This window comes from Mycobacterium shunyiense, from assembly GCF_058270035.1.
The window spans coordinates 812,663-836,473 of the sequence record NZ_JBZDPT010000047.1 but is presented as its reverse complement, the minus strand read 5'-3'; the positions used below and the strand labels follow the sequence as shown (position 1 = coordinate 836,473).

At 66.8% G+C, this 23,811-nt stretch carries 26 protein-coding genes; 14 read left to right on the top strand and 12 right to left on the bottom strand.

Features of this window, described 5'->3' with window-relative positions; translation table 11 throughout:
- Nucleotides 1–64: 64 nt before the first annotated feature.
- From AC4ELS_RS31215 to AC4ELS_RS31205, 3 genes are read left to right on the top strand one after another with little or no spacing between them, the layout of a single operon-like run.
- Nucleotides 65–901 (top strand): mycofactocin-coupled SDR family oxidoreductase, encoded by an 837-nt coding sequence (locus AC4ELS_RS31215; RefSeq protein ID WP_499050781.1) that lies wholly within the window; start codon nt 65–67, stop codon nt 899–901.
- Complete coding sequence (locus AC4ELS_RS31210; protein ID WP_499050778.1) at nt 898–2,079, top strand: cytochrome P450; 1,182 nt, start codon at nt 898–900, stop codon at nt 2,077–2,079. Before AC4ELS_RS31215 ends, AC4ELS_RS31210 begins: the two co-directional genes overlap by 4 nt.
- A 22-nt stretch (nt 2,080–2,101) precedes the next feature.
- Entirely contained in the window at nt 2,102–2,569 is a 468-nt protein-coding gene (locus tag AC4ELS_RS31205) for an SRPBCC family protein (protein WP_499050777.1), read from the top strand.
- Between the two features lie 72 nt (nt 2,570–2,641).
- Here the strand turns inward: AC4ELS_RS31205 and AC4ELS_RS31200 are convergent, their stop codons facing one another.
- The 3 genes from AC4ELS_RS31200 to AC4ELS_RS31190 form a co-directional block, all read right to left on the bottom strand.
- A complete protein-coding gene (locus AC4ELS_RS31200; protein ID WP_499050775.1) occupies nt 2,642–4,312 on the bottom strand; it encodes an acyl-CoA synthetase in 1,671 nt (556 codons plus the stop codon).
- Between the two features lie 81 nt (nt 4,313–4,393).
- On the bottom strand, nt 4,394–4,831 hold the full coding sequence (locus AC4ELS_RS31195; protein WP_064887660.1) for a hypothetical protein: 438 nt from the start codon (nt 4,829–4,831) through the stop codon (nt 4,394–4,396).
- 113 nt (nt 4,832–4,944) lie between these two features.
- Complete coding sequence (locus AC4ELS_RS31190) at nt 4,945–5,331, bottom strand: Rv0313 family protein (RefSeq protein WP_064887658.1); 387 nt, start codon at nt 5,329–5,331, stop codon at nt 4,945–4,947.
- A gap of 90 nt (nt 5,332–5,421) precedes the next feature.
- Between AC4ELS_RS31190 and AC4ELS_RS31185 the strand changes: the two genes are divergently transcribed.
- Nucleotides 5,422–6,222: a ketosteroid isomerase family protein gene (locus AC4ELS_RS31185; protein WP_499050772.1), complete on the top strand. Its 801-nt coding sequence runs from the start codon at nt 5,422–5,424 to the stop codon at nt 6,220–6,222.
- Nucleotides 6,223–6,296: 74 nt separating this feature from the next.
- The gene (locus tag AC4ELS_RS31180; protein ID WP_064887654.1) at nt 6,297–6,860 is read left to right on the top strand and encodes a hypothetical protein; all 564 of its coding nucleotides are present in this window, start codon (nt 6,297–6,299) and stop codon (nt 6,858–6,860) included.
- A 19-nt stretch (nt 6,861–6,879) separates the two neighbouring features.
- Here the strand turns inward: AC4ELS_RS31180 and AC4ELS_RS31175 are convergent, their stop codons facing one another.
- Nucleotides 6,880–7,650 (bottom strand): SGNH/GDSL hydrolase family protein, encoded by a 771-nt coding sequence (locus tag AC4ELS_RS31175; protein WP_499050770.1) that lies wholly within the window; start codon nt 7,648–7,650, stop codon nt 6,880–6,882.
- Between the two features lie 101 nt (nt 7,651–7,751).
- Nucleotides 7,752–8,051, bottom strand: coding sequence for a hypothetical protein (locus AC4ELS_RS31170; protein WP_064887651.1), 300 nt, complete (start codon nt 8,049–8,051; stop codon nt 7,752–7,754).
- Nucleotides 8,052–8,331: 280 nt separating this feature from the next.
- On the opposite strand from AC4ELS_RS31170, the gene AC4ELS_RS31165 reads away from it, so the two are divergent.
- Nucleotides 8,332–8,829 (top strand): NUDIX hydrolase, encoded by a 498-nt coding sequence (locus AC4ELS_RS31165; RefSeq protein WP_064887686.1) that lies wholly within the window; start codon nt 8,332–8,334, stop codon nt 8,827–8,829.
- Between the two features lie 4 nt (nt 8,830–8,833).
- On the opposite strand, the gene AC4ELS_RS31160 is transcribed toward AC4ELS_RS31165, so the two are convergent.
- From AC4ELS_RS31160 to malQ, 4 genes are all read right to left on the bottom strand, one after another.
- Nucleotides 8,834–9,958 carry a PDR/VanB family oxidoreductase gene (locus tag AC4ELS_RS31160; RefSeq protein ID WP_448447073.1) on the bottom strand — a complete coding sequence of 375 codons (1,125 nt, stop codon included), beginning with the start codon at nt 9,956–9,958 and terminating at the stop codon, nt 8,834–8,836.
- 11 nt (nt 9,959–9,969) lie between these two features.
- Nucleotides 9,970–10,869 carry a metal-dependent hydrolase gene (locus AC4ELS_RS31155; protein ID WP_064887647.1) on the bottom strand — a complete coding sequence of 300 codons (900 nt, stop codon included), beginning with the start codon at nt 10,867–10,869 and terminating at the stop codon, nt 9,970–9,972.
- 74 nt (nt 10,870–10,943) lie between these two features.
- Nucleotides 10,944–11,354 (bottom strand): hypothetical protein, encoded by a 411-nt coding sequence (locus AC4ELS_RS31150; RefSeq protein WP_064887645.1) that lies wholly within the window; start codon nt 11,352–11,354, stop codon nt 10,944–10,946.
- Nucleotides 11,355–11,433: 79 nt separating this feature from the next.
- Nucleotides 11,434–13,569 carry a 4-alpha-glucanotransferase gene (malQ, locus tag AC4ELS_RS31145; protein WP_499050766.1) on the bottom strand — a complete coding sequence of 712 codons (2,136 nt, stop codon included), beginning with the start codon at nt 13,567–13,569 and terminating at the stop codon, nt 11,434–11,436.
- A gap of 102 nt (nt 13,570–13,671) precedes the next feature.
- Between malQ and AC4ELS_RS31140 the strand changes: the two genes are divergently transcribed.
- Genes AC4ELS_RS31140 through AC4ELS_RS31130 form a run of 3 tightly spaced genes read left to right on the top strand, consistent with a single transcriptional unit; the run spans nt 13,672 to nt 16,449 of the window.
- Entirely contained in the window at nt 13,672–14,280 is a 609-nt protein-coding gene (locus AC4ELS_RS31140; RefSeq protein WP_064887641.1) for a TetR/AcrR family transcriptional regulator, read from the top strand.
- A complete protein-coding gene (locus AC4ELS_RS31135) occupies nt 14,277–15,185 on the top strand; it encodes an SDR family NAD(P)-dependent oxidoreductase (protein ID WP_448447077.1) in 909 nt (302 codons plus the stop codon). The genes AC4ELS_RS31140 and AC4ELS_RS31135 overlap by 4 nt, the downstream gene beginning before the upstream one ends.
- 28 nt (nt 15,186–15,213) lie before the next feature.
- The gene (locus AC4ELS_RS31130) at nt 15,214–16,449 is read left to right on the top strand and encodes an MFS transporter (protein WP_499050763.1); all 1,236 of its coding nucleotides are present in this window, start codon (nt 15,214–15,216) and stop codon (nt 16,447–16,449) included.
- Here AC4ELS_RS31130 and AC4ELS_RS31125 read toward each other — a convergent pair.
- Nucleotides 16,387–16,722 carry a DMT family transporter gene (locus tag AC4ELS_RS31125; RefSeq protein ID WP_448447251.1) on the bottom strand — a complete coding sequence of 112 codons (336 nt, stop codon included), beginning with the start codon at nt 16,720–16,722 and terminating at the stop codon, nt 16,387–16,389. The genes AC4ELS_RS31130 and AC4ELS_RS31125 overlap by 63 nt on opposite strands.
- The gene (locus tag AC4ELS_RS31120) at nt 16,722–17,057 is read right to left on the bottom strand and encodes a DMT family transporter (protein WP_064887634.1); all 336 of its coding nucleotides are present in this window, start codon (nt 17,055–17,057) and stop codon (nt 16,722–16,724) included. Before AC4ELS_RS31120 ends, AC4ELS_RS31125 begins: the two co-directional genes overlap by 1 nt.
- Nucleotides 17,058–17,132: 75 nt before the next feature.
- On the opposite strand from AC4ELS_RS31120, the gene AC4ELS_RS31115 reads away from it, so the two are divergent.
- The 5 genes from AC4ELS_RS31115 to AC4ELS_RS31095 all read left to right on the top strand — a co-directional run bounded on the left by AC4ELS_RS31115 (nt 17,133) and on the right by AC4ELS_RS31095 (nt 21,875).
- Nucleotides 17,133–18,038, top strand: a complete 906-nt coding sequence (locus tag AC4ELS_RS31115) for a sterol desaturase family protein (protein ID WP_499050760.1) — start codon at nt 17,133–17,135, stop codon at nt 18,036–18,038.
- 292 nt (nt 18,039–18,330) lie between these two features.
- Complete coding sequence (locus AC4ELS_RS31110; RefSeq protein ID WP_064887630.1) at nt 18,331–18,939, top strand: LysM peptidoglycan-binding domain-containing protein; 609 nt, start codon at nt 18,331–18,333, stop codon at nt 18,937–18,939.
- A gap of 208 nt (nt 18,940–19,147) precedes the next feature.
- A complete protein-coding gene (locus AC4ELS_RS31105; protein ID WP_064887628.1) occupies nt 19,148–19,813 on the top strand; it encodes an Rv1815 family serine proteinase in 666 nt (221 codons plus the stop codon).
- Between the two features lie 65 nt (nt 19,814–19,878).
- A complete protein-coding gene (locus tag AC4ELS_RS31100) occupies nt 19,879–20,373 on the top strand; it encodes a VOC family protein (RefSeq protein WP_064887626.1) in 495 nt (164 codons plus the stop codon).
- Complete coding sequence (locus AC4ELS_RS31095; protein ID WP_499050756.1) at nt 20,370–21,875, top strand: FAD-binding protein; 1,506 nt, start codon at nt 20,370–20,372, stop codon at nt 21,873–21,875. The genes AC4ELS_RS31100 and AC4ELS_RS31095 overlap by 4 nt, the downstream gene beginning before the upstream one ends.
- Here the strand turns inward: AC4ELS_RS31095 and AC4ELS_RS31090 are convergent.
- Nucleotides 21,872–23,785, bottom strand: coding sequence for an ABC transporter ATP-binding protein/permease (locus AC4ELS_RS31090; RefSeq protein ID WP_064957222.1), 1,914 nt, complete (start codon nt 23,783–23,785; stop codon nt 21,872–21,874). The two genes, AC4ELS_RS31095 and AC4ELS_RS31090, sit on opposite strands and share 4 nt — an antisense overlap.
- Nucleotides 23,786–23,811: the final 26 nt, after the last annotated feature.

The window sequence follows — 23,811 nt, the reverse complement described above, 5'->3', positions numbered from 1 at the left end:
GACGGCTGCTAGACATGGCCTGAGTGTAATTATTGGGCGATCGCCCAAAGTTGGAAGGTGGGCGATGACAGGACGGGTCGACGGCAAGGTCGCGCTGATCACCGGAGCGGCGCGGGGTCAGGGCCGCAGCCATGCGGTGCGGTTGGCGGCCGAGGGCGCCGACATCATCGCGGTGGATATTTGCGCCACCTTCGACCGGTCGCCGGCATCGGGGGCGACGGCCGAGGACCTGGCCGAGACCGCCGATCTGGTGAAGGACCTGGGCCGGCGCATCGTCACCGCCGAGGTGGACGTGCGCGATTTCGGCGCACTCAAGGCCGCCGTCGACAGCGGCGTCGAGCAGCTGGGGCGGCTCGACATCATCGCGGCCAATGCGGGCATCGGAACAACCGGAGTGAAGCTGGACCGGATGGACGAAGACCTCTGCCAGGAGATGATCGACGTCAATCTCAGCGGGGTCTGGAAGACGGTGAAAGCCGGTGTGCCCCATATGCTCGACGGTGGGAGGGGCGGGTCGATCATCCTGACCAGCTCGGTGGCCGGGACGAAGGCTTACCCGTTCACCGGGCACTACGTCGCCGCCAAACACGGTGTGGTCGGCTTGATGCGCAGCTTTGCCGTTGAACTGGGCCAACATTCGATCCGGGTCAACTCTGTGCACCCCACCCACGTCAACAGCCCGATGCTGATGAACGACAAGACCTACCGGATGTTCCGGCCGGACCTGGAGAACCCGGGACCTGACGATCTGGCCCCGATCTGCCAGACGTTCCACATGCTGCCGATCCCCTGGGTCACACCCGAGGACATCAGCAACGCAGTGCTGTTCCTGGCTTCGGACGAGGCCCGCTACATCACCGGGGTCACCCTGCCCGTCGACGCCGGCAGCTGCCTGAAATGACCGTGTACTACGACCCTTATGACGTCGGGATCGTCGCCGACCCGTATCCGGTCTACGCCCGGCTACGCGACGAAGCGCCGCTGTACTACAACGAGCGCTACGACTTCTGGGCCCTGTCGCGGCACGCCGACGTCGAAAAATCCTTATCGGACTGGGAAACGTTCTCCAACAGCCGAAGTGACATCCTCGAGCTGATCCAGTCCGACTTCGACATGCCGCCGGGCGTGATGATGTTCGAGGACCCGCCCATGCACTCCCTGCTGCGTGGGCTGATGTCGCGGGTGTTCACACCGCGGCGGATGGCCGAGATCGAGGATCAGATCCGGGAGTTCTGTGTGCGTTGCCTGGATCCGTTGGTCGGCTCGGGCGGATTCGACATCATCGCCGAACTGGCCTCGATGATGCCGATGCGGGTGATCGGAATGCTGCTCGGCATACCGGAATCCGAGCAAATCGGGGTGCGTGACGCCAACGACGCCAATCTGCGGACCAAGCCGGGTGCGCCGATGAAGGTGGTGCAGGCCGACCGCATCGCCGACGGCCGGATCTACGCCGACTACGTGGAGTGGCGGGCGAACAACCCGTCCGACGACCTGATGACGGCCCTGCTGAACGTCGAGTTCACCGACGAGTTCGGCGTCGCGCGCAAGCTTGAGCGCAAGGAGGTGCTGCACTACACCCAGGTGGTGGCCGGCGCCGGAAACGAGACCACCGGGCGGCTGATCGGCTGGCTGGCGAAAGTGCTTGCCGAACATCCCGACCAGCGTCGGGAAGTGGAGCGGGACCGCTCACTGCTGACCCGCGCGGTCGACGAGACGCTGCGCTTCGAACCGACCGGTCCGCATGTGGCGCGTTGGGTGGCAAGGGATTTCGAGTACGCCGGCACCACGGTGCCGGCAGGCAGCGCGATGCTGCTGTTGTTCGGGGCGGCCAACCGCGACCCGCGTCGCTACCGCAACCCCGATACCTTCGACATCCACCGGGACAACATCAGCCACCTGACCTTCGGCAAGGGGCTGCACTACTGCCTGGGCGCCAACCTGGCCCGGCTGGAGGGCCGCGTCGCACTCGATGAACTGCTCAACCGATTCCCCGAATGGGAGATCGACTACGACAGCGCGCAACTGGCACCGACCTCCACCGTGCGTGGTTGGGAGCAACTGCGCCTCGTGGTGTGACCGACTGTGGTGAACTGAGCCGGTGAGCATCTGGATCGGGCAGGCCCGGCGCAGTGTCAGCGGTGACGTGCCGGCGCCCCCCGAGCAGGTGCGGGCGTTCTACGTCGACCTGGACCACATCTCGCGGGTACACCCACTGGTGCAGTGGGTACGCAGCATCTCCAGGGAGGACCTGGCCGACGGATACCGGCAGGACTATCAGGTGCGCGATCGAATCCCGATGGGGCCGTTCGCGCTTCCGATCACCTACCGGGCCCGGCTCGTCGTCCCCACCGCGGGCCCGATAACCGCGCAGGCCCGGCAGTTCCCGCAGGTAAAGCTGGACAGCCAGGTGGATTTCGCTCCGTCCGAGGTCGGAACCCGGATCATCGAAGAGCTGACCATCGCCGCGCCCAGGCCGCTGTTGGCGATCACCGTGGGGCAGGCCGTCGCTGCCCACACCACGATGCTCGCGGCCATCGGGAACCTTTTCCGGCGAGCAGACACTTAGGTACCAGGAAATCGCGGTTCCAGGGTACCTCCGCGTCTGCTCGCGCAAGGAAGAACGGGGCAGGCTTCGAAGCTACGAGGTGCTGACGGCCTCGGCGTGCTCGGCGGCCACCGACTTGGCCCACCGGTAATCCGCCTTGCCCGCGGGGGAGCGCACGATCTGGGGGGAGCGGACGAACGCCTTCGGGATCTTGTAGCGCGCGATCGCGCGCTCACACACCGTCGCGAGCTCCTCGTCGGTGGCCGAGGCGCCCTCGGCGAACTGCACGACCGCCACGACCTCGTTACCCCAACGCTCCGACGGGCGACCGACGACGACCACGTCGTAAACGGCGGGGTGCGCGGCGACGGCCCGCTCGACCTCCTCGACGAAGATCTTCTCGCCGCCGGAATTGATGGTGACCGAATCCCGGCCCAGCAGCTGAATGCGCCCGTCTTCCAAGACATTTGCCCGGTCGCCCGGAACGGCCCAACGGACCCCCTCGATGGTGGGGAACGTGCGTGCGGTCTTGGCCTCGTCGCCCAGGTAGCCCAGCGGGATCAGGTCGCGCCGCGCCAGCCAGCCGCCGCTCTCGCCGGGGCCGAGCACCCGGGAAAGATCCTCGGCCACCACCGCGGTGTCGGACTGGGCGTTGAAGGTGGCCGCCTCGGAATCGGTGCCCGCGGTGGACGCGGTGCTCATCTGGGTGCCCGACTCCGAGGAACCCACGGCATCGAGCAACATCAGGTGCGGCAGCGCGGCCAGGATGCGCTTACGCACGGTGGGGGACAGCGGCGCTCCGCCGTTGGTGATCGTGAACAGACCCGACAGGTCGTAGTCGCCCGTCTCGATCTCGTCGATCAGCGGTCGCGCGATCGCGTCGCCGACCACCGGGATGCTCAGTACCCGTTCGCGGGCCGCCAGCTCCAACACGTTGCCCGGGCGCATCTTCACCACATCGTCGGGGATGACGAGCTTTCCGCCCATGGTGATTGCGTTGTAGGCGGCCCACTGCGCGGCACCGTGCATGAACGGCGGGATCATCAGCAGCGACAGCCCGCCACCCGCGGTGGCGGCCCGCTCGGCGAGCTCCTCGTACGACGCGATGAAGGTGTCGCTGCCGAACGGCCGGCCACCCATCGACGACAGGAAGATGTCGTGCTGACGCCACAGCACGCCCTTGGGCATACCGGTGGTGCCGCCGGTGTAGAGGACATACAGGTCATCCCCCGACGGGGACGGCATGCCGGCTTGCGGCGCGGCGGTTTTGAGGATCGTCTCGTAATCGACGGCACCCGGCAGGAGCTCGTTGCCCGATTCGTCGGCGACCTGGATGAGCACCTGCAGATTCGGCAGCTGGGCGCGGATCGCGGCCACCCGCGGCGCGAACTCGGCGTTGTAGATCACCGCGCGGGCGTTCGAATCCTTCAGCAGATAGAGGAGTTCCTCCTCCACGTACCGGTAGCTGACGTTGAACGGTGCCACCCGGGCGCGGTAGCTGCCGATCATCGACTCGAGGTACTCGTTGCCGTTGCGCAGGTAGATGCCCAGGTGGTCCTGGCCCGATTCGTGCCCGGCCAGCCCGTCGCGCTCGGTGTGGGTGCCGAGACCGGCCGACACCAGGTAATGGGCGAAGCCGTCGACGCGCGCGTCGAACTCGGCGTAACTCAACCGGCGATCCCGCCACACCAGGAAGGTCTGATCGGGGACGGCTTTGGCCACCGTGGAGAACACTGTGGACAGGTCGAACTTGACGTCGCTCATGGCACTCCTGGTCACGGATTCGGGCCCCACGACCATACATGCACCGCTCGGCTGTATGGCCGGCGGGATGTGACCCGCGCCTCAGACCGGGAAGAAACCGTCTCCGGTCAAAATGCCGGGCTGCCACCCCTGCTCGCCCAGGCACAGCATCGGTCGGCCGTCAGGCGACTGAGCGGCTTCCTGCGGCCCCGGGCACGGAGACCCGATCTCCTGCACGCCGTTCAACGGGTAGGCGTAGGTCCAGAAGCCGGTGTACACCGGAGGCCACTGGTTGGGAATCCACTTGCACTGCATGGCGGTGCCGCCCGGGCCGCGGCCGAAGACGTTCCGTTCCCAGCTGAAACACGGCGCACCGTTGGAGGCCTCGTAGCTCATGCCGGGAACGTCGGTGGGATAGCGCCCGGGATTGTCCGGGTACATGTTGCTGTTGTCGTCGGCAAGAGCACCCGGCGCCGCCGAAATGGCTGTAGCCAGTGCCGCCGCGGCGACCGCCGTAGTGGCGAAGAGTTCGCGAATCATGTCCCACCCTCAGCATTGCCGGCCGCCGGTCGAGCCGGGCCGGGCAGTTCGTTGACTTTGGGCCAGAATCCTAGCCGGTCGGGAAGATCGGCAGACGACATTTCGGGCCGTTGTTACTCGCCGGTATCCGTGTCGAGCACGCTGACGGCGATGCCGTAGGGCAGGAACCGGACGCGGCGGCCCGGATCGGTGTTGCCGGCATTGGCCCGCAGCGCTTCGAGCTCACTGGGGTATACCTGCTCGATGTGGGCGCCGCCGGCGTCGTCGACGGTGTAGATGGCCCACACCCCGTCGCCCTTCTCGCCGGTGGTCTCCGGCTCCGTTCTGGGCTGGGAGAACCGGGCGAACTCATCGAGCAGCCCCGCCCAGCCGCCGGCCTGGCCGGGCCTCGCGATGAACTTGCTCAACCCGTCCAGGGCGTCGCGCAGCCCCTCGCCGGCCTCCCGGGCCACGCGGTCGAAGTCCTCAGGGTCGAATCCGAACGGTCCACTGCCACTCATGGCGCTCTCCTCGGTGGTTGTGGGCAATCTCAAGGTGTCAAACACCAGTGTGCGCGCACGCGGCGGCGGGCGGGATGGTAAACGAACCATATGGCCTTCACACGGGACGACCTGCTAGCCACCGTCGAATTGTCACCGCAGGCAGCGGGCGCACACGACCGCCGAGGATGGGTGGGGTTGTTCGCTGCGGGCGGACAGGTCGAGGACCCGGTGGGCTCCCGGCCACACCGCGGGGCCGCCGAGATCGAGCGGTTCTACGACACCTTCATCGCCCCGCGTGACATCACCTTCCACCGCGACGTCGACCTCGTCGCCGGGTCCACGGTGATCCGCGATCTCGAGCTCGAGGTCGTGATGAGCACATCGGTCTCGATGCGGATTCCTGCCTACCTGCGCTACGTCGTCGCTCCTGGTCCGGACGGGCCGAGGATCGGTCAACTGCAGGCGTACTGGCAGCTGCCCGCGATGATCGGGCAGTTCGCCCGCGCCGGACTGGGCGCCGTGCCGGTCGGGCTGCGCCTGGCCGTGGCGTTGCTGCGTAACCAGGGACCCGCGGGTGCCGTGGGCTTCGCCAAGGGGATGGCAGGCGCCGGGCGGGCAGGCAGGCGGCTGGTCTCGGGGCTGCTCGACGACCTGTGCGCCGGCGACACGGTGGCGGTGCAGCGGCGGTTGACCGCCGACACCGACATCTACTCCGGTGACGACACCCCATTGAGCACGTCCGGGTTGGTGGAACGTGCCTCGGGTGCCTCCTGGCGCAAGCTCATCGCGTCCGGGCATCACCTGGTGGCCGGGCTCGACCTCGACGGCCGCCGGGCTGTACTGATCGTCGATCTGAGCAACGCACCGCTGGGTGTCGCCCGGTTGCGGTACTTCGCCGACGAGGCCTGAACGACGCGACGTCGACAGCAATTACGGCCCGGCTTCACCGTCACCGCACACCGTCGTGAGACCGTAGAAGGATCATGGCTGATCACGCTTACATCACCTACGAGGAATTCGGGCGTCGGTTCTTCGAGGTGGCGGTATCCGAGGAACGGGTCGGCGACGCCATCGGCTCGATCGCCGGCGACGCGTTCGAGATGGGTCCGATCGCGCAGGGGCCCGGCAAGATCGCCAAGGTCACCGCCCGGGTCAAGATCCAAAAGCCCCGCGTGAGCCGCATTGTGGGCGAAACCATCACGTTCTCCATCCGGATCCCGTTGGAGATCGACATGGTGATCGACCTGCGCATCGACCGGCCCAAGTTCATGGTGTTCGGTGAGATCGCCCTGCGAGCCACGGCGTTGGCCGCCGAGCCGCTCTTGCTGATCCTCGATGTCAAGAAGCCGCGGCCGTCCGACATCTCGATCCACGTCACCTCCACGTCGCTGCGTGCCGAGGTGCTGCGGATCCTGGCCGGCGTCGACGCGGAGATCAAACGTTTCATCGCCGCGCACGTGGCCGGTGAGATCGACAGTCCGGCGTCGGAGCAGGCGAAGGTGATCGACGTCGCCAAGGAGCTCGACTCCACCTGGGGCGGGATCTGACCGACGTCCGAGGCTTCGGTCAGGCGCTCAGGCACATCAGGGCCGGCCGCCGGGCTGAGCGGCCCGCACCTCCCGACCGGCCGCGAAGGTGACGCCACAGCCACGGCATGAGCATGTTCTGCGTCCACAGCAGTTGTGAGTAGGCCCTGGACCGAAAAGACTGGATTTGGTCCGGGCCCGTGGCCAGCGCCCAATCATGGTTGCTGTCAGGCAATCCGAGCGCTTCGGCGGCCGCCGCCGCGAACAGGACGTGTCCCTTCGCCGAGCCGTGGACCCGGTCCGGGCTCCAGGTCTCCGGGTCGCGCATCGAGGGGGCCGAGTACAGATCGACGAGGTGGAACCCGTACCGATCGGCGGCATCGTTGATCGCGTCGTTGATCCGGACCACCCGCTTTCCCAGCAACCGGCCCACCGGCAGGATCTGGGTGATGTCAGGGAACGTGGTGGTGACGACGGTCGCACCGGTGGCCGCGAGCGTGCGGTAGACGGCGTCGAGGTCACCCAAAGCACGGGTGAAGGCGCGCCCGGGGCGGGTCACGTCGTTCATGCCGATGCAGACGGTGACCAGGTCTGGTCGCATCGACAACGCGGTGGGGAGCTGGGTGTTCAGGACATCGCCGATGCGGTGACCGCGAATGGCGAGATTGGCGTAACCCAATCCCGGATAGAGCCCGTCGAGACGGACCGCGAGACGATCGGCGAAGCCCATCAGGCCGACTGCGTCGTCGCCATCCCACAACCCTTCGGTCTGGCTGTCGCCGAGGGCGACATATCGGGTAAAACGTCGCACGCTGGCGACTCTAGCGCGGACCCGCCCGTCCGCTTCGCGTGGACACCAAGGAGGGGCGCCCGAAAAGGGCGCCCCTCCTTGATGTTTCGCGATGTTTGGGCTTACTTCACATCTACGTAAACTGTCTTGTTCAGTACGGTGGTCTGCAAATCGCCGCCGGGGCTGCTGGAATCCGTCCGGCTGTAGGTCTGGCCCGGGCGTACGGACACTACCGAAGCCTTGTCCAACGGGGTCGAACCGACGTGGTTGACGATCACCTTGTAGCCCTGCGCCTGAAGTTCGCTGATCGTCTGCTGGGCGTTGCCCGGGCCGGTCGGTGCCGCCTGGGCAGGTCCGGCCAGGCCGATCACCGCTGCGGCAGCCGCTCCTGCAAGTGCAGTGGCAAATCCGATCCTCATCATCTTTGGTGCCTTCTTTCACTCTTCTGTTGTTTCGCGCGTGATGCCGACGCCGGCTGCCCACCCAAGCGCCGTCGTCACCTCGATTTAGGTGTTACACAAGAGTTAACCGGCAGTTCACAATTTAAATTCCGGCTGACCGAAACCCATTGACGAGGGCTGCGTCACACTTCGGAACCTCCACTGGAGTGAGGCGAACTACGTCCCGCCGGCAAAGTGGTGCACCTCACCGTTGTGCTGCGGTGAAGTCGTCGCGATCAGCTCGTCGAGTAGCGTGCAGCGCGTGGCGAAGCTGAGCGCGGGTGTCCTGCTGTACCGCCTCGCCGGGGCGGACGTGGAAGTGCTGATCGTTCACCCGGGCGGGCCGTTCTGGGCGCGAAAGGACGCCGGGGCGTGGTCGGTGCCAAAGGGGGAGTACGCCGACGACGAGGACCCGTGGGCGGCGGCGCAACGCGAGTTCGCCGAGGAACTCGGGTCGCCACCGCCTGCAGGTCCGCGCATCGATCTGGACCCGGTGCGGCAGGCCGGCGGCAAGGTGGTCACCGCATTCGCGGTGGGCGGGGATTTCGACCCCGCCACCGCCGTGAGCAACACGTTCAGTATCGAGTTGCCGAAGGGGTCGGGACGACTGGTCGAGTTTCCCGAAATCGACCGTGTTGCTTGGGTTTCCGTCGCAACTGCGCGCATCAAGCTGCTGACGGGGCAACGCCCGCTGTTGGACCAGCTGATGGCCGCACCCGAACTCGCAGGCTATGGCGAAGGCCTCGCCGACGACGGGTAGCGGCTCAGAGGTCGAGGGTCAGCGGGTGGCCGGCCTCCGCCCGTGACACGCAGGTCAGCAGGTAGCCGGCGTCGCGCTCCGGGTCGGTCAACAACGTATCGCGGTGCTGCACAGTCCCGTCGGTTCCCGGCACGGTCCGAATGCGGCAGGTGCCGCAGAAACCCTGCTGGCACGAGTACGGAGCGTTCACCCCGGACCGGCTCAGTGCGGCGAGCATGGTCTCGTCGGCTCCGACCGTCACCTCGGCGCCGGTCGAGGCGATCCTCACCGAGAACTCGGCACCGTCGACAACCGGTGGCGCCGCGAACCTTTCGAAATGCAACTCCACGTCATCACGGCCGGCGAGTGCGGCGCGGATTCCCGTCAACATCGGCGCCGGACCGCAGGCGTACACCGTGGTGCCGTCGGGGCAGTCGCCGAGAAGATCGCCGGCACCGGGCAGGCCGTGGACATCGTCGGTGCGGATCTCGATGCGGTCTCCGAACCGGGCGAGCTCGTCGAGGAACGGCAGGCTGTCGCTGCTGCGCCCGGCGTACACCATCGACCAGTCGACACCCAACCGCGCCGCCAACCCGAGCATCGGCAGGATCGGGGTGATGCCGATTCCGCCCGCGATGAAGCGGAACCGCTGGGTGGGGGAGCCATAGCCGGGCACCGTCAACGCGAACGCATTGCGCGGGCCGTGGGTGCTCACCCGGCTCCCGACCTGCAGACTGTCGTGCACCTCGACCGAACCGCCCCCGCCATCGGGTATGCGCCGCACCGCAATTCGATAGCGGTCGCGGACTGCGGGATCACCGCACAGTGAGTACTGCCGCACCCGGCCGCTGGCCAGGTGCAGGTCAATGTGCGCACCCGGATACCACTGCGGCAGCGTGCCGCCGTCAGCCGCGGCCAGGGTCAGCGCGATGACGTCCTGGTCGTGAGCCACCACTTCCCGGCCGACCACGGTCAACGTGATCGTGCGGTCCAGTTCAGGTGGAGGCGAGGGACGCCGCAGCAAGCGGTTCACACCCCACATGGTGGCGATCGACACCTCGGCCAGACCGAGCATGGGATCGTGCCGGAACCGCCCCGACGCACTCGGTGGCAGCCGACGGTACCGGGATATCAGTGACAGCGTCGGCATGGCTGCGCCCGTCACAGGTGGGCGGCCCGCGCCGCGGGGGAGCTCGCCAGGTAAGCCACTGCCTGGGCGGTCGAGCCCATCTCCTCCGGCGAAAAACCGGGTCGGCAGTAGGCCAGGGTGTTGGAACCGAACATCCGGGAGAACTTCGGCAGCAGCCCCAGCTTGGAATCGCGCATCCGCAACCGATTCATCCGCCACCAGCCGATGTCGAGGGTCGGATCGCTCTTGACCATGGCCCAGCAACCGCGCTGGAAGAACATATAGACGGCGGTCGCGGCGATCGACATGGCCCGTACCCGGCTGAAGTAGCTGTCCTGGAAGTAGACCGCGACGTCGTGGGCGACGCTGCGGTGCTCGACCTCCTCGCTGCCATGCCAGCGGAACAGATCCGTCATCGTCGGGTCGGCATCGAAGTCCTCCCACGTGCAGTTCAGCACAAAGTCACCGAGTACCGCCGTGTAGTGCTCGATGGCGGCGATGAGCCACAGTCGGTCGCACAGGTTGGACAGCCGGCGCCGCGGGTCGGTCGAATCGGTCGGGCCCAGCATCTTGGTGAACACGTGCTCGACCATGGCCATCAGCGGCTGGTAATCCACGCCGTGGGCGGTGAGGAACTCGTCGAGCACCTGATCATGGGTCTCGGCGTGGGTCGCCTCCTGACCGATGAAGCCGCGCATGTCATCAGCGAGCTTGGGATCGCGCACATAGGGCAGTGCTTCGTTGAACGTCGCGACGAACCAGTGTTCGGCCATCGGCAGCACCACGTTGAACAGGTTGACCATCGTCGCGGCCACGGGGTGGCCGGGAATCCAGTGCAACGGTATGCCGTCGAGATCGAAGTGCACTTTACGGGCCTGGATCTGTACCGGGCCCGGGTCGATCTCATTGTCGAACCGCAACGGACGCAACATCGAGAGCCTCCCTGGGATGAGTGGACTCTCAGCAGTGTACGGATTTAGGTGGGAACAGCGGTACCAGGTGCGGGTCAGGCCGGTGGCGGCGTGCCCGCGCCTGGGGCGCCGGCGATCGGGACCACTGGCGTCGGCGTCACCGTGGTCACGCCGTTACTGCCGACCCTCGGGCCGCCCGGGACAGCCGATTCGGCACCCTGCTCGGCCGCGGCCTCGCTGCAGTCCAGCATCAGGATCATCTTGCCGCTGGAGTTGACCTTCTGGGAATCGACCAGGCACTCGGCTTGTGGAAGGGCGCTGCCGAACGAGCCGCCGAAGGTGGCCTTGACTCCCTGGCTCTTCAGGATCGCCAGTGCCTTCATATAGGGCTCACCGACGACGTTGACCGAAGCGGAGCTCGGCTGTGAGGTGGCGGCACCTGCCGCCATCAGGGCGATCGAACCGGCGGCGAGCAGACCGCCACCGAGCGCAACAAGCTTCTTCACGTGAACTCCGTCAGTCGGGTGCGGTTGCGAACATATCGCAGCGGTGACGAATGTGAAACCGGAGCAGACGCCCCGGGTGTTACATCCCGGCGCGGCCGGATTGCCCGGTGATCTCGGCCATCACCTCGCTCAACACCGCTGCCCGCGGATCGGCGAACACGTCTTCGAGCAGCAGTCGACGGCCGTCCGGGCCGGCCAACGGGATCCGCCAGTTCGGGTACTCGTCGGTCGTTCCCGGCTGATTCTGGGTACGCAACTCACCTACCGCGTCGGCCAGCGCCAGGGTCAGCAGCTTCGACGGGGTACGGGCCAGATACCGATACAGCGCTGCCACGATCTGATCGGTGTCCGGATCGGGTCCGAGCAGGCCGACCCGGCGCAATTCGTCCAGCCAGGCGGCCTGCGCGGCACGGTCCGAGGTCAACTCCTCGTCGGCGGGCCGCGTGAGCAGCCCGAGTTCGTCCCGCAACCGCACATGTTCGCCCGCGAGATACCCCGCTGTCGGCGGCAGATCGTGGGTGGTCACCGAGGACAGGCAGTATTCGCGCCAGCGTTCGGCCGGGAGGGGCCGCCCGGACCCGTCGGACTCGAACCACAGAATCGAGGTGCCGAACAGGCCCCGCTCGTGCAGGTGGTCACGCACCCACGGTTCGACCGTGCCGAGATCCTCGCCGACCACGAGCGCACCGGCCCGGTGCGCTTCGAGCGCGATGATGCCGATCATCGCGTCGTGGTCGTAGCGCACATAGGTGCCTTCGGTCGGTGCGGCACCCTTCGGGATCCACCACAGCCGGAACATTCCGATGATGTGGTCGATACGCACCCCGCCGGCATGCCGCAGTGCCATCTCGACCAACGCCCGGAACGGCTCGTAGGCCTGCTCGGCCAGTCGGTCCGGCCGCCACGGGGGCTGCGACCAATCCTGGCCGAGTTGGTTGAACTCATCCGGCGGGGCGCCGGCGGTCACCCCCAGAGCCAGCACATCCTGCAGGGCCCAGGCGTCGGCGCCGTCGGGATCCACGCCGACCGCGAGGTCGCTCATGACGCCCAACTCCATCCCGGCCTGCACCGCCGTGGCCTGTACCGCGGTGAGTTGGTCGTCGAGAACCCACTGCAGCCAGCGATGGAAGTCCACGGCATCGGGATGGGCCGCTGCGAACGCGGCGACCTCCGGATTCGCCGGATGCTGCAGTGCGTGCGGCCAGGCGTGCCAATCGGCACCGTACCGTTCGGCCAGCGCGCACCAGGTTGCGAATTCCTCCAGGCTGCGGCCCTGCCGGGCCCGGTAGGCGGCGTACGCCAGCTCCCGGCCCGCCGAACGCTCAACCCGGTACACCTGCTGCAGTACGGTGCGTTTGGCCTGCCAGGCCGCGTCGCGGTCGATGGTCGGGTTGCGGTCCGCACGCTTGTTGAGCGCGGCGCGCAGCGCCCGGATACGGCTGCGGTGCCGGACCGAGGCGAACTCCGGGACGGCCTCGACCCGCAGGTAGAGCGGATTGCCGAACCTCCGCGACGTGGGCAGATACGGCGAGGGCTCCATCGGGGCAGTGGGAGCGGCTGCGTGCAGCGGATTGACCAGGACGAACCCGGCACCGTGCTCGGCCGCCGACCACACCGCCAGATCTGCCAGGTCGGTGAGATCGCCTGTGCCCCAAGAGTTTTTGGAGCGAACACTGTAGAGCTGAACAGTCAGTCCCCAGGCGCGCCGCTCGCCGAGTCGGGTGGGCAGGCCCACGGTTGCGGGGGAGATCACCACCGGCGTCTCGATATCGGTCCCGTCCAATCGCAGCCGGTGATAACCCAGGGGCAGGTCCGCCGGAAGTTCGAACGTGGCCTCACCGATCAACCGGTTCCCGAGATCGTATGGAGGCCGGTTGTTCTCGAGTTGCCGCAGGCCGCCGCGCTCGGTGCCATCTTCGAGCAACAGCGTGAGGTGCACCGGATCTCCGTGCGTGACGTGGACCCAGAAGCTCGCCGGCATTCCTGCGCGGCCCAGCACGATCCGCGGCAGGCGGCGCTGCCAGTACTGCCGGTCGTGGACGGCCAGGGCGTCCACCCGCTCCTGTTCGGTGCCGGCCGCCACGCCCAACGCTTCCAACACCGCGACCAGGGTGGACTCTGCGACGGCGGTGCGGCGGCCGGTCCAGTCGTCGAACTCCGGGGCGACGCCGTAGCGGCGGGCCAGCTCCAGCAGCATCGGTGACGAAGAAGTCATGGTGTCAATCTTGCTGCCCAGAAGCCGATCGTGCGTGCCACTGGCGTGGTGGCTGCCCACGCTCTACGCTGTCTGTAACGATCCTTACAGACGGGGTTTCAGGTGGCCACTCCAACCACGCGGCGACAACAGCAGGGTGCGGATTCCCGAGGGCAGATTCTCGACGCCACCGAACAACTCATGGCCACCCGTGGCTACGCCGCCACCTCGATCAGCGACATCCGCAAGGCCTGCGGCCTCCCGGCCAGCTCCATCTACTGGCATTTCGGATCCAAGGACGGTGTCCTCGCGGCGGTGATGGAACGCGGAGCCGACCGCTTCTTCGCGGCGATACCGAGCAGCGGCAGCATCGACGAGCAGTTGGCGGTTCTGGCGGATCTGCAGGCACAGCGCCCGGAATTCCTCCGCATCCTGTACCTGCTGTCGCTGGAACGCGGCGATGATCCGACGGTGACGGCGGTGGTGCGCCGCGTGCGTGACACCGCGATCGCACGGTTCTCTGCCGCCGTGCGCAGCCAGCTGCCCGCCGGCCTACCGCCACGTCGCATCGAGCAGGTGGTGGCCGAACTCACCGCATTCGCCGTGGCCCAGTCCGACGGGGTGTTCTTCGCCGCGCACCTCGATCCGGCCACCACTGACGTGGCCCGCATGTACCGGCGGCTGTGGCAGGCGGTCACGGTGCTCATCCCGATACTCCTGGAGGAACAGTGACCGACAAGACCGTGATCATCACCGGCGCGAACACGGGGCTGGGCTTCGAATGCGCCCGGACTCTCCTGGAATCCGATCCGGGTTGGCATGTGGTGCTCGCGGTGCGCGACGCCGAACGTGGCGCCGAGGCGGCGGCTCGCCTGGACTGTCCCGGACGTACCACGGTGGGTGAGCTCGACCTGGCATCGCTGCAGTCGGTGCGGAACTTCGCCGCCGGTTTGCCGCACCGCGACCTACCGCCGCTGCACGCGCTGGTGTGCAACGCCGGACTCCAGTTGGTCGCAGGCGCCCAGACGACGGTGGACGGCTACGAGATGACCTTCGGCGTCAACCATCTCGGTCATTTCGCCCTGGTGCAGCAGCTGCTCGCCGCGCTCACTGCCCCGGCGCGAATCGTGGTGGTCAGCAGCGGCACCCACGATCCGGATCGGTTCACGGGTATGCCTGCGCCGCAATTTAACTCGGCCGAGGAACTTCTTCGTCCGCCACCCGGCGGGCTGACCGGCGAAGAAGGTCGGCGTCGCTACACCACCTCCAAACTGTGCAACATGCTGTTCAGCTACGAGTTGGACCGGCGGCTGGGCCACGGGTCCGGCGGAATCACGGTCAACGCGTTCGACCCCGGCCTGATGCCGGGTTCGGGGCTCGCCAGGGACTATTCGGGCATCCAGCGGCTGGCCTGGCGCCTGCTCATGCCGGCCCTGCGGGTACTGCCCAACGTCAACAGCATCCGACGCTCCGGCGCCAATCTCGCCGCGCTGGTCGCCGATCCGGTCCTAGACGGCGTCACCGGCGCGTACTTCGAAGGCACCCGCCGGATCCGTTCCTCACGAGATTCCTACGACGAGGCCAAGGCGGCAGACCTGTGGCAGGTCAGCGAACGGTTGGTGCCGGCGGTCCACTGACCCGGGGACGCGCAGTAGTGTCGGCTCAGTGGCATCCGCGTTGCGCCGGGCCCGGATCGCGGTCGGGGCGCTGTTCCTGACCAACGGCGCGATCTTCGCCAATCTGCTGCCGCGCTATCCGGAGATCAAGAGCGACCTTCACCTGAGCAATGCCGTGTACGGCGCGGCCGTCGCCTCGTTCTCGGGCGGCGCGCTGGTGGCGGGATTGACCGCGGCGACCCTGATCCGACGGTTCCGCAGCGCGCGGGTGGCGGTCATCGGCACCGTGGCGCTGGCCGCCTTCGTCGTCGCAGCCGGCATGGCGAGCACCCCACTGCTGCTGGCCGCCGCGTTGTTCCTGGCCGGGGCCTGCGATTCGGTGGTGGATGTCGCGCAGAACGCACACGGACTGCGGCTGCAGCGCGAACACGGCCGGTCGATCATCAACTCACTGCATGCGGTATGGGCTGCAGGCGCGATCCTCGGTGGTCTCACCGGTGCCGCAGCGATCGCCCTGGGAATCCCGCGGGCCATCCATCTCTCGGTGGCCGCCGTGTTGTTGAGCGCGGTGGCGGTGGTCGCCTACCGCTACCTGCTGCCCGGACCCGACCATGACGATCATCCGGCAGCGCATGCACCGGCCGGAACGAGGGCGGGGCCGCGGGTGTACCTGATCCTGCTGGCCCTGGTGCTGATCGCGATCGCGGGCGCCACAGTCGAGGATTCCGGGAGTTCCTGGGCCACGCTGTATCTGCGCGATTACCTGCACACGCCGCCTGCCGTCGCGGTCTTCGGATACATCGCGCTGGTCGGCTTCATGTTCGTGGGACGGGTGATCGGCGACCGGCTGGTCGACCGGTTCGGCGAGGCGACGGTGGCACGGGCGGGCGGCGTGATCGCCGCCGCCGGGATGGGGACCGCGCTGGCCTTCCCGAACATCGCCACGACGATCGCCGGTTTCGCGCTGGCTGGTCTGGGAGTGGCCACCCTGGTGCCGGCTGCGATGCACGGCGCCGATCAGCTGCCGGGGTTGCGACCGGGGACCGGTCTGACCGTGGTCACCTGGCTCATGCGGGTGGGTTTCTTCGGTGCGCCACTACTGGTGGGGCTCGTCGCCGATGCGGCGGGGTTGCGGGTCGGTCTCCTGGTCGTACCGCTGGCCGGGTTGGTGGCCGCGCTGCTGGCCGGGGTGCTGCCGGGGCGGCCGTCGGCAGTAACCGAGTCAGGGCACCGTCCCGGGGCCGATGCCGGCCAGCTCGATCGTGAACACACCCGACACGATTAGCGCGATACCGAGCAGCATCACCGGGGTCAGCGGTTCCCGGAACAAGAACCGGGCGATGATCGCGACCAGCGCGACCCCGCACGCAGTCCAGATGCCGTAGGCGATGCCCACGGGCACCCCCAACGACAGGGCCAGCCACAGCAGGTAGAACGACAGTACGTAGCCGGCGATCACCGGCACGATCCACGCCTTGCGCCGGAATCCGTCCGAGGCGCGCAGCCCGAGCGTGGCGAACACCTCGACCAGGATCGCTCCGGTGAGGGCCAGCCACATCATGATTCGGCCTGACGCGGGTGCGACCCGAGTTCGACCAGCAGCACGCCGGCGATGATCAGACCGATACCCGCCACGATCGGCCAGGTGAACGGGTCGCCGAACAACGCCGCGGCCAGCACGGCCGTCGCCGCGGTACCCAGCGCACCCCAGATTCCGTAGGCGACGCCGACGGGCATGCCCGCCCGCAGCACCAGGGTCAGCAACACGAACGCGGCCAGGTAGCCGGACACCACCAGCGCCAGCCATCCCGAATGGTCCTGGGCCGCGCGCAGCGACAGCGTGGCGGTGACTTCGGTGATGACGGCCGCGATCAGCAACGCCCACTTCTGCACCGGACAAACCTATCCGAGCCCGCTTCGGTGGGTGAGTACCGTAGGAGAGTTCGCCCAGCTCAACGAGGAGTCCACATGATCGGGTCCGTCCTGGACTTCCTGCCCCCGCCGATGCGGGATCCGGTGTTCTTCGCGATTCCGTTCTTCCTGGTGTTGCTGACCGTGGAATGGCTCGCCGCCCGTCGCCTGGAGCACATCGAATCCCAACGACGGCCTGCAGGCGCGTTCGACACCCGCGATGCCTGGGCGAGCATCTCGATGGGTCTGGTGTCGATCCTCACCACTGCCGGATGGAAACTGCTGGCGCTGCTGGGCTATGCCGCCATCTACGCCTACCTGGCACCGTGGCACCTGCCGGGGGACCGGTGGTACACCTGGGTGGTCGCGATCGTCGGGGTGGACCTGCTGTTTTACACCTACCACCGCATTGCGCACCGGGTGCGGTTGATCTGGGCGACGCATCAGGCCCACCACTCCAGTGAGTACTACAACTTCGCAACCGCGCTGCGCCAGAAATGGAACAACAGCGGTGAGATCCTGGCCTGGATTCCGTTGCCCCTGCTCGGGATTCCGCCGTGGCTGGTGTTCGCCAGCTTTTCGCTGAACCTGGTCTACCAGTTCTGGGTGCACACTGAGCGGGTCGGAAAGTTGTGGCGGCCAATCGAATTCATCTTCAATACCCCCTCACATCACCGGGTGCACCACGGGCGCGACCAGTTGTACCTGGACCGTAACTACGGCGGCATCCTCATCATCTGGGACCGGATGTTCGGCACGTTCCAGCCGGAGGTGTTCCGTCCGCACTACGGGCTGACCAAGCCGGTCAACACCTTCAACATCTGGAAACTGCAGACCCACGAGTACGTGGCGATCGCCCGCGACATGCGGCGGGCCCGCCGTCTGCGTGACCGGTTGGGCTTCGTATTCGGCCCACCCGGCTGGCAGCCAGCCGAATCTTCCGAAACACAGCCGGTCGGCTGACACGGGTCGGCCCAGTTCTCGAACGTGCGGCCAGAATCATTGGCCGGCATGGGAATTGACGCAACCTACGATTCCGAGTGACTCGGGCTGATCGGTAGCCGCGGCTCGATGTGCGACACGCCGGGCGCCGCCGATTTGCGCCGTCTGCCGTCCAGATACCCGGCGTTTCCCAGTGTTGGTGCGACGTTTGAATTCGAGCCGAGCCGAATAGCACCAAAGCAAACTCGAAGTCAGTAAGGTCGACAGAACCCGGGTGCGACAACCCGGATCACGGTCACGAAAGGGGCAATGCGTGGGAGACACACTGACCGAAGGACAGAAGCTGGAGAAGGGTGGTTCGCTCACCTCCAACAACGGCGCGTACACGCTGACGTTGCAGGATGACGGCAACCTCGTGTTGGAGGCACGTGGCCAAGCGGTCTGGTCTACTTCCACCAACGGCCAGGACGTGGTGCGCGCCGAGGTGCAGACCGACGGCAACTTCGTGCTGTACACCTCGGAGAAGCCGGTGTGGCACACCGACACCAAGGGCAAGAAGGACGTCAAGCTGGTTCTCCAGGACGACCGCAACCTGGTGCTGTACGCCGCGGACGGTCCCGCATGGTCGTCCAAGACCGAGACTTCCGAGCCGCCGCCACCGGCGCCCGAGGCCGCCGCGCCCGAGGTTGAGGTTGCCCCGGCCGCTGTCGAGGAGCCCGTGGCCGCACCCGAGCCGGCAGCGCCGCCGCCACCCCCGCCGGCTCCCGAGCCGCGCACCTACACCGTGGTGTCCGGCGACACCCTGTGGGCGATCGCCGAGCGCTTCTACGGCGATGGCAACCGCTACCAGCAGATCGCCGATGCCAGCGGCATCGCCAATCCCGATCTGATTCACCCCGGCCAGGTCTTGACGATTCCGTGACCTGAACGGAAGACCTGAACGGACGCGCGGCCCGGACCACTTGGTCCGGGCCGTCGTCGTTTCTGGCATTGGATCTCGCGCGTCGTGGGTACCCCCGGTAACGAAGTTGCCGCCTGACCGATATTGAAGTCGGTAGGGTGACTTTCACCACGTCCGAAAACGAGGGAGGCCGGCCGTGAACAGTTGGCTTGGTGGGGCGATACGGGCGATGGCGGTGGTGCCGGCGGCGGGGCTGCTGGCATGTCCGGTACCGACGGCGGCTGCGGCGGGTTCGCTGGTGTACCCCGGGATGGAGATTCGCCAAGGCACCAATCTGTGCACCCTCGGCTTTGTGGACCCGGGGAGCCGGGTCGGATTCACCGCCGGGCACTGCCGCGGCGGTGGGCCGGTGAACGACCGGGACGGCAATTTCATCGGGCACATGGGTTCTTACCGCGACAACACGCCCGACGGGGCCACGGTCGACACCAATCACATGATCTCCGATTGGGAGACCATCCAACTGGCAGGCGATGTCGTGGTGAACAACATCCTGCCGGGTGGGCGGATGCTGGTCGAGGATCCCGCCGTGGTGCCGACGCCCGGCGCCCCGGTCTGTCACTTCGGGGTGGTGACCGGAGAGACCTGCGGCACTGTCGAGGCCGTGAACAACGGCTGGTTCACGATGGCCAACGGCGTGGTGAGTCAAAAAGGCGATTCCGGTGGTCCGGTATACATCGTCACCCCCGATGGTCGTGCTGCCATCGTGGGAATGTTCAACAGCACGTGGGGTAACTATCCGGCCGCGGTCTCCTGGCAGAACGCCAGCGTCCAGGCCCGCAGTGACGGCGCACCGCTCGCCGGCGAGGTGTCGAATCTCGTCGGGCAGCCGTGACTCGCCGTTCCCCTAACTAGAACACGTTCTAGCCATCCAGACGGGTGGGCGATATTCTCATCGCGATGCTTAATCAGACACCTGTCCAGATCGCCTGGGTCACCGCTGACCTGGCTGCCACCGAACAGGCCCTGTCCACCCTGCTGGGCGCGCGACGGTGGGTGCGCATGCCTGCGGTGCATTTCGGCCCTGAGACGTGTCAATACCGCGGCAAGCCCGCCGATTTCGTGGCCGACATCTCGCTGAGCTACGCCGGTGACACCCAACTGGAACTGATCGCACCGGTGAGCGGTGAGAGTGTCTACACGGAGTTCCTCGAAGCGCACGGGTCCGGCCTGCACCACATCTGTGTTGAGGCAGCCGACCCGGCGGCGTTCGACGCACGGGTGCGCGACGCCGAAGACGACGGGACCCCGGCGGTGTGTCAGGGCGAGATGCCCGGGGGAATGAAATTCGCCTACCTGTCGGCCGCCGGAGCCGGGGTGCCGTATCTGGAGATCGCTTACATCCCGCCCGAGATCCGGGCGTTCTTCGAGTATGTGAAACAGGAGCAGCAGTGAAGGAAATCCCCGCGGTCCTAGAGGCCTCCGAGGTCGACGCCGTCGGATCCTGGTCCGACGAGTTCGATGTCGTGGTGATCGGATTCGGCATCGCCGGAGGTTGTGCAGCGGTCAGTGCTGCCGCCGAGGGCGCCCGGGTCCTGGTGTTGGAGAAGGCCGCGGCGGCCGGCGGCACCACCGCGATGGCGGGCGGGCACTTCTATCTCGGCGGCGGCACCGCGGTGCAGGAGGCCACCGGGCATCCCGACACCGCCGAGGAGATGTACAAGTATCTGGTCGCCGTCTCGCGCGAACCCGATCTGGCCAAGATCCGTGCCTACAGCGACGGCAGTGTCGAGCATTTCAATTGGCTTGAGGCACTGGGCTTTCAGTTCGAGCGCAGCTTCTACCCGGGCAAGGTGGTGGTCCCGCCGGGTACCGAGGGGCTGTCCTACACCGGCAACGAGAAGGTCTGGCCGTTCACCGAGAAGGCCGAGCCGGCGCCCCGCGGGCACTCGGTTCCCGTGCCCGGTGAGTTGGGCGGCGCGGCGATGGTGATCGATCTCCTGCTGAAACGCGCTGAGACGCTGGGCGTCACGATCCGCTATGAGGTGGGTGCCACCAACCTGATCGTCGACGACAGTGCGGATGACCGCCCAGTGGTCGGGGTGAAGTGGAAGCACTTCGGCGAAACCGGTTGTGTGAAAGCGAAATCGGTCATCATCACGGCCGGCGGATTCGCGATGAACCCCGAGATGGTCGCCGAGTACACCCCGGCGCTCGGCAAGAAACGTCGCACCAAGCACCACGGTGAGGTGGAGCCCTACATCCTGGGCAACCCCAACGACGACGGCCTGGGTATCCGGATGGGTGTCGCCGCAGGCGGCGTGGCCAACGGCATGGACCAGTTGTTCATCACCGCCGCGGCCTACCCGCCGGAGATCCTGCTGACCGGCGTGATCGTCAACAACCAGGGCCAACGCTTCGTCACCGAGGACTCCTACCACTCGCGTACCTCGGCATTCGTTCTGCGACAGCCTGACCAGCAGGCGTACCTCATCGTGGATGAGCAACACATGGAGATGCCGGCCATGCCGCTCATCAAGTTCATCGACGGCTACGAGACGATCGCCGAAGTCGAAGAGGCACTGGGCATCCCGGCCGGCAACCTGGCCGCCACCCTCGATCGCTACAACAAGAACGCGGCCAACGGTGAAGATCCCGACTTCCACAAGCAACCCGACTACATCGCGGTGCAGGACACCGGGCCGTACGCGGCGTTCGACCTGTCCCTCGGGATCGCCATGTATTCGGGATTCACGATGGGCGGGTTGACGGTCTCCATCGACGGCGAGGTGCTGCGTGAGGACGGCAGCGTCATCACGGGCCTGTACGCGGCGGGCGCCTGCGCGTCCAACATCGCCCAGGACGGCGAGGGCTACGCCAGCGGAGTGCAGCTCGGCGAAGGGTCGTTCTTCGGGCGCCGCGCCGGCACGCACGCAGCGGCGCGCCAGGCCGGTTAAGTCGGCGAGCCGACGGACGCGAGCTGCCACCGACCGTCGCCGAGCAGTTCCAGCCGACGGTCGTGGAGCCGGTTCACGCTGTCCCGGTGGCTGATGCTGACCACGATGCAATCGGGCAACTCGGTGCGCAGGGTCGAGTACAACGCGTACTGCTGACCGGCATCGAGCGCCGAGGTGGCCTCGTCCAGGAACACCGCAGACGGCCTCGCCAGCAGAATCCGGGCGAACGCGATCCGCTGCTGCTCGCCGGGGGACAACACCTTTCCCCAATCGGCGTCCTCGCCCAGACGAGAGGTCAGATTACCGAGGGCGACCTTGTCGAGAGCGGCCCGGATCTCGTCGTCGGTGTAGGTACCGGTGGGTGAGGGATAGCAGGTCACCGTCCGCAGATCGCCCAGCGGGGCATAGGGGAGCTGTGACAGGAACATGACCTCACCCTGCTCGGGATAACGCACGGTGCCCGACCCGTACGGCCACAGCCGCGCCAAGCTACGCAGCAGCGTCGTCTTACCGGTACCGGACGGCCCGGTGATGACCAGAGAATCGCCGGGTGCGAGTTGCAGGTCGAGGTTGTGCAGCAGCAGGTCGCCCTGAGGTGACCGCACCTCGACGTCCTCGAGTTCCACCCCGCCGGTGGCACTCATCCCGGTGTCCAAACGTGGTAGCGCCCTTGCCTGTTCGTTCGCACTGACGAGTCCGTCGAGACGGATGATCGCGGCCCGGTATCCGGCGAATGCGTCGTATACCGAGCGGAAGAAGCTCAATGAGCTCTGCACGTTGTTGAACGCGCTGGCCGACTGCAAGACGTCGCCGTACGTGAGCTGACCCGCGAACAACCGAGGTGCCTGAATGATCAGCGGCAGGGGATCGATGATCTGGTTGATGGACCGATTCCAGCCGAGGAACGCGACGCCCCGGCGCACGAGCCTGCGATAGTTGGTGATCACGTTGGCGAATCGATCGGACAGCGTGCCGCGTTCCGTGCGTTCACCGTGATAGAAACCGACTGCCTCGGCCCCGTCACGGATACGCACGAGTGCATAGCGGAACGCCGCGTTGGTCAGCGAGTTGCGGAACGTCAGCCGGATCATCGGTCTGCCGATCCAGATCGCCACGACCGTCGTGATCGCCACCCACAGCAGGGCGATCCAGAACAATGCCTTCGGCACGGTGACGCCGAAAAGGGTCAACGGGCCGGCGAGGTTCCACAGGATCGGGGTGAATGCGACCACCGAGACGATCGAGTACACCGAGCCGAACACCAGAGTCTGCGCGGTGGCGACTGTCGGCGTGTTGGTCTCCGGACCGGTGCCGGTGGTGAAGACGTCGATGTCCTGCTGGATCCGCTGATCCGGGTTGTCGATCGGGGTACCGCCGAAACCGCCGATGAACCGGCCGCGATAGTAGGCACGCTCGTCGAGCCAGTCGCCGGTCAGCCGGTTGGTGAGCCAGACCCGCCAGCGGATGATGAAGTACTGCATGAGATACAGGTCGAGCAGGGTGCGGGTGATATCGGCTGTCACCAACAACGCGAAGATCAGGATCGAGTGCCAGAACCCGTCGATTCCCGAACGGCGCACCGCCTCGTCACCTGAACCGGCACCGGAGAACGCCACCTGCAGCGCAGTCGTCTGGTCGTTCACGTAGTAGCTGAACAACACGTCCATCCGCACCGAGAGCATCACCGAGAACAGCAGGACACCCAGCAGCGCCCACACCGGAAAGCTCTCGCGCCCAATGAAATAGCCGCCGGTGACCCGCCAGAACTGACGACCCCATGTGGTGAAGCGAGCCAGCAGGGCCGCGACCGCGACCAGCGCCACCGAGCCGATCGCCCACGCCTTGAGGACCCAGACCAGGGATCCCAGGATCTCGTTGCCCCAGTCCAGAGACTGGGTGAACATCTCCATACCCCGGGAAGTTACCGGGAACTACC

Excerpts from the sequence above, each read along its gene's own strand:
- AC4ELS_RS31215 (WP_499050781.1), top strand. The coding sequence starts at position 65 with ATGACAGGACGGGTCGACGGCAAGGTCGCGCTGATCACCGGAGCGGCG.
- AC4ELS_RS31210 (WP_499050778.1), top strand. The coding sequence starts at position 898 with ATGACCGTGTACTACGACCCTTATGACGTCGGGATCGTCGCCGACCCG.
- AC4ELS_RS31200 (WP_499050775.1), bottom strand. The coding sequence starts at position 4,312 with ATGAGCGACGTCAAGTTCGACCTGTCCACAGTGTTCTCCACGGTGGCC.
- AC4ELS_RS31195 (WP_064887660.1), bottom strand. The coding sequence starts at position 4,831 with ATGATTCGCGAACTCTTCGCCACTACGGCGGTCGCCGCGGCGGCACTG.
- AC4ELS_RS31190 (WP_064887658.1), bottom strand. The coding sequence starts at position 5,331 with ATGAGTGGCAGTGGACCGTTCGGATTCGACCCTGAGGACTTCGACCGC.
- AC4ELS_RS31185 (WP_499050772.1), top strand. The coding sequence starts at position 5,422 with ATGGCCTTCACACGGGACGACCTGCTAGCCACCGTCGAATTGTCACCG.
- AC4ELS_RS31180 (WP_064887654.1), top strand. The coding sequence starts at position 6,297 with ATGGCTGATCACGCTTACATCACCTACGAGGAATTCGGGCGTCGGTTC.
- AC4ELS_RS31170 (WP_064887651.1), bottom strand. The coding sequence starts at position 8,051 with ATGATGAGGATCGGATTTGCCACTGCACTTGCAGGAGCGGCTGCCGCA.
- AC4ELS_RS31160 (WP_448447073.1), bottom strand. The coding sequence starts at position 9,958 with ATGCCGACGCTGTCACTGATATCCCGGTACCGTCGGCTGCCACCGAGT.
- AC4ELS_RS31155 (WP_064887647.1), bottom strand. The coding sequence starts at position 10,869 with ATGTTGCGTCCGTTGCGGTTCGACAATGAGATCGACCCGGGCCCGGTA.
- malQ (WP_499050766.1), bottom strand. The coding sequence starts at position 13,569 with ATGACTTCTTCGTCACCGATGCTGCTGGAGCTGGCCCGCCGCTACGGC.
- AC4ELS_RS31125 (WP_448447251.1), bottom strand. The coding sequence starts at position 16,722 with ATGTGGCTGGCCCTCACCGGAGCGATCCTGGTCGAGGTGTTCGCCACG.
- AC4ELS_RS31115 (WP_499050760.1), top strand. The coding sequence starts at position 17,133 with ATGATCGGGTCCGTCCTGGACTTCCTGCCCCCGCCGATGCGGGATCCG.
- AC4ELS_RS31105 (WP_064887628.1), top strand. The coding sequence starts at position 19,148 with ATGGCGGTGGTGCCGGCGGCGGGGCTGCTGGCATGTCCGGTACCGACG.
- AC4ELS_RS31100 (WP_064887626.1), top strand. The coding sequence starts at position 19,879 with ATGCTTAATCAGACACCTGTCCAGATCGCCTGGGTCACCGCTGACCTG.
- AC4ELS_RS31090 (WP_064957222.1), bottom strand. The coding sequence starts at position 23,785 with ATGGAGATGTTCACCCAGTCTCTGGACTGGGGCAACGAGATCCTGGGA.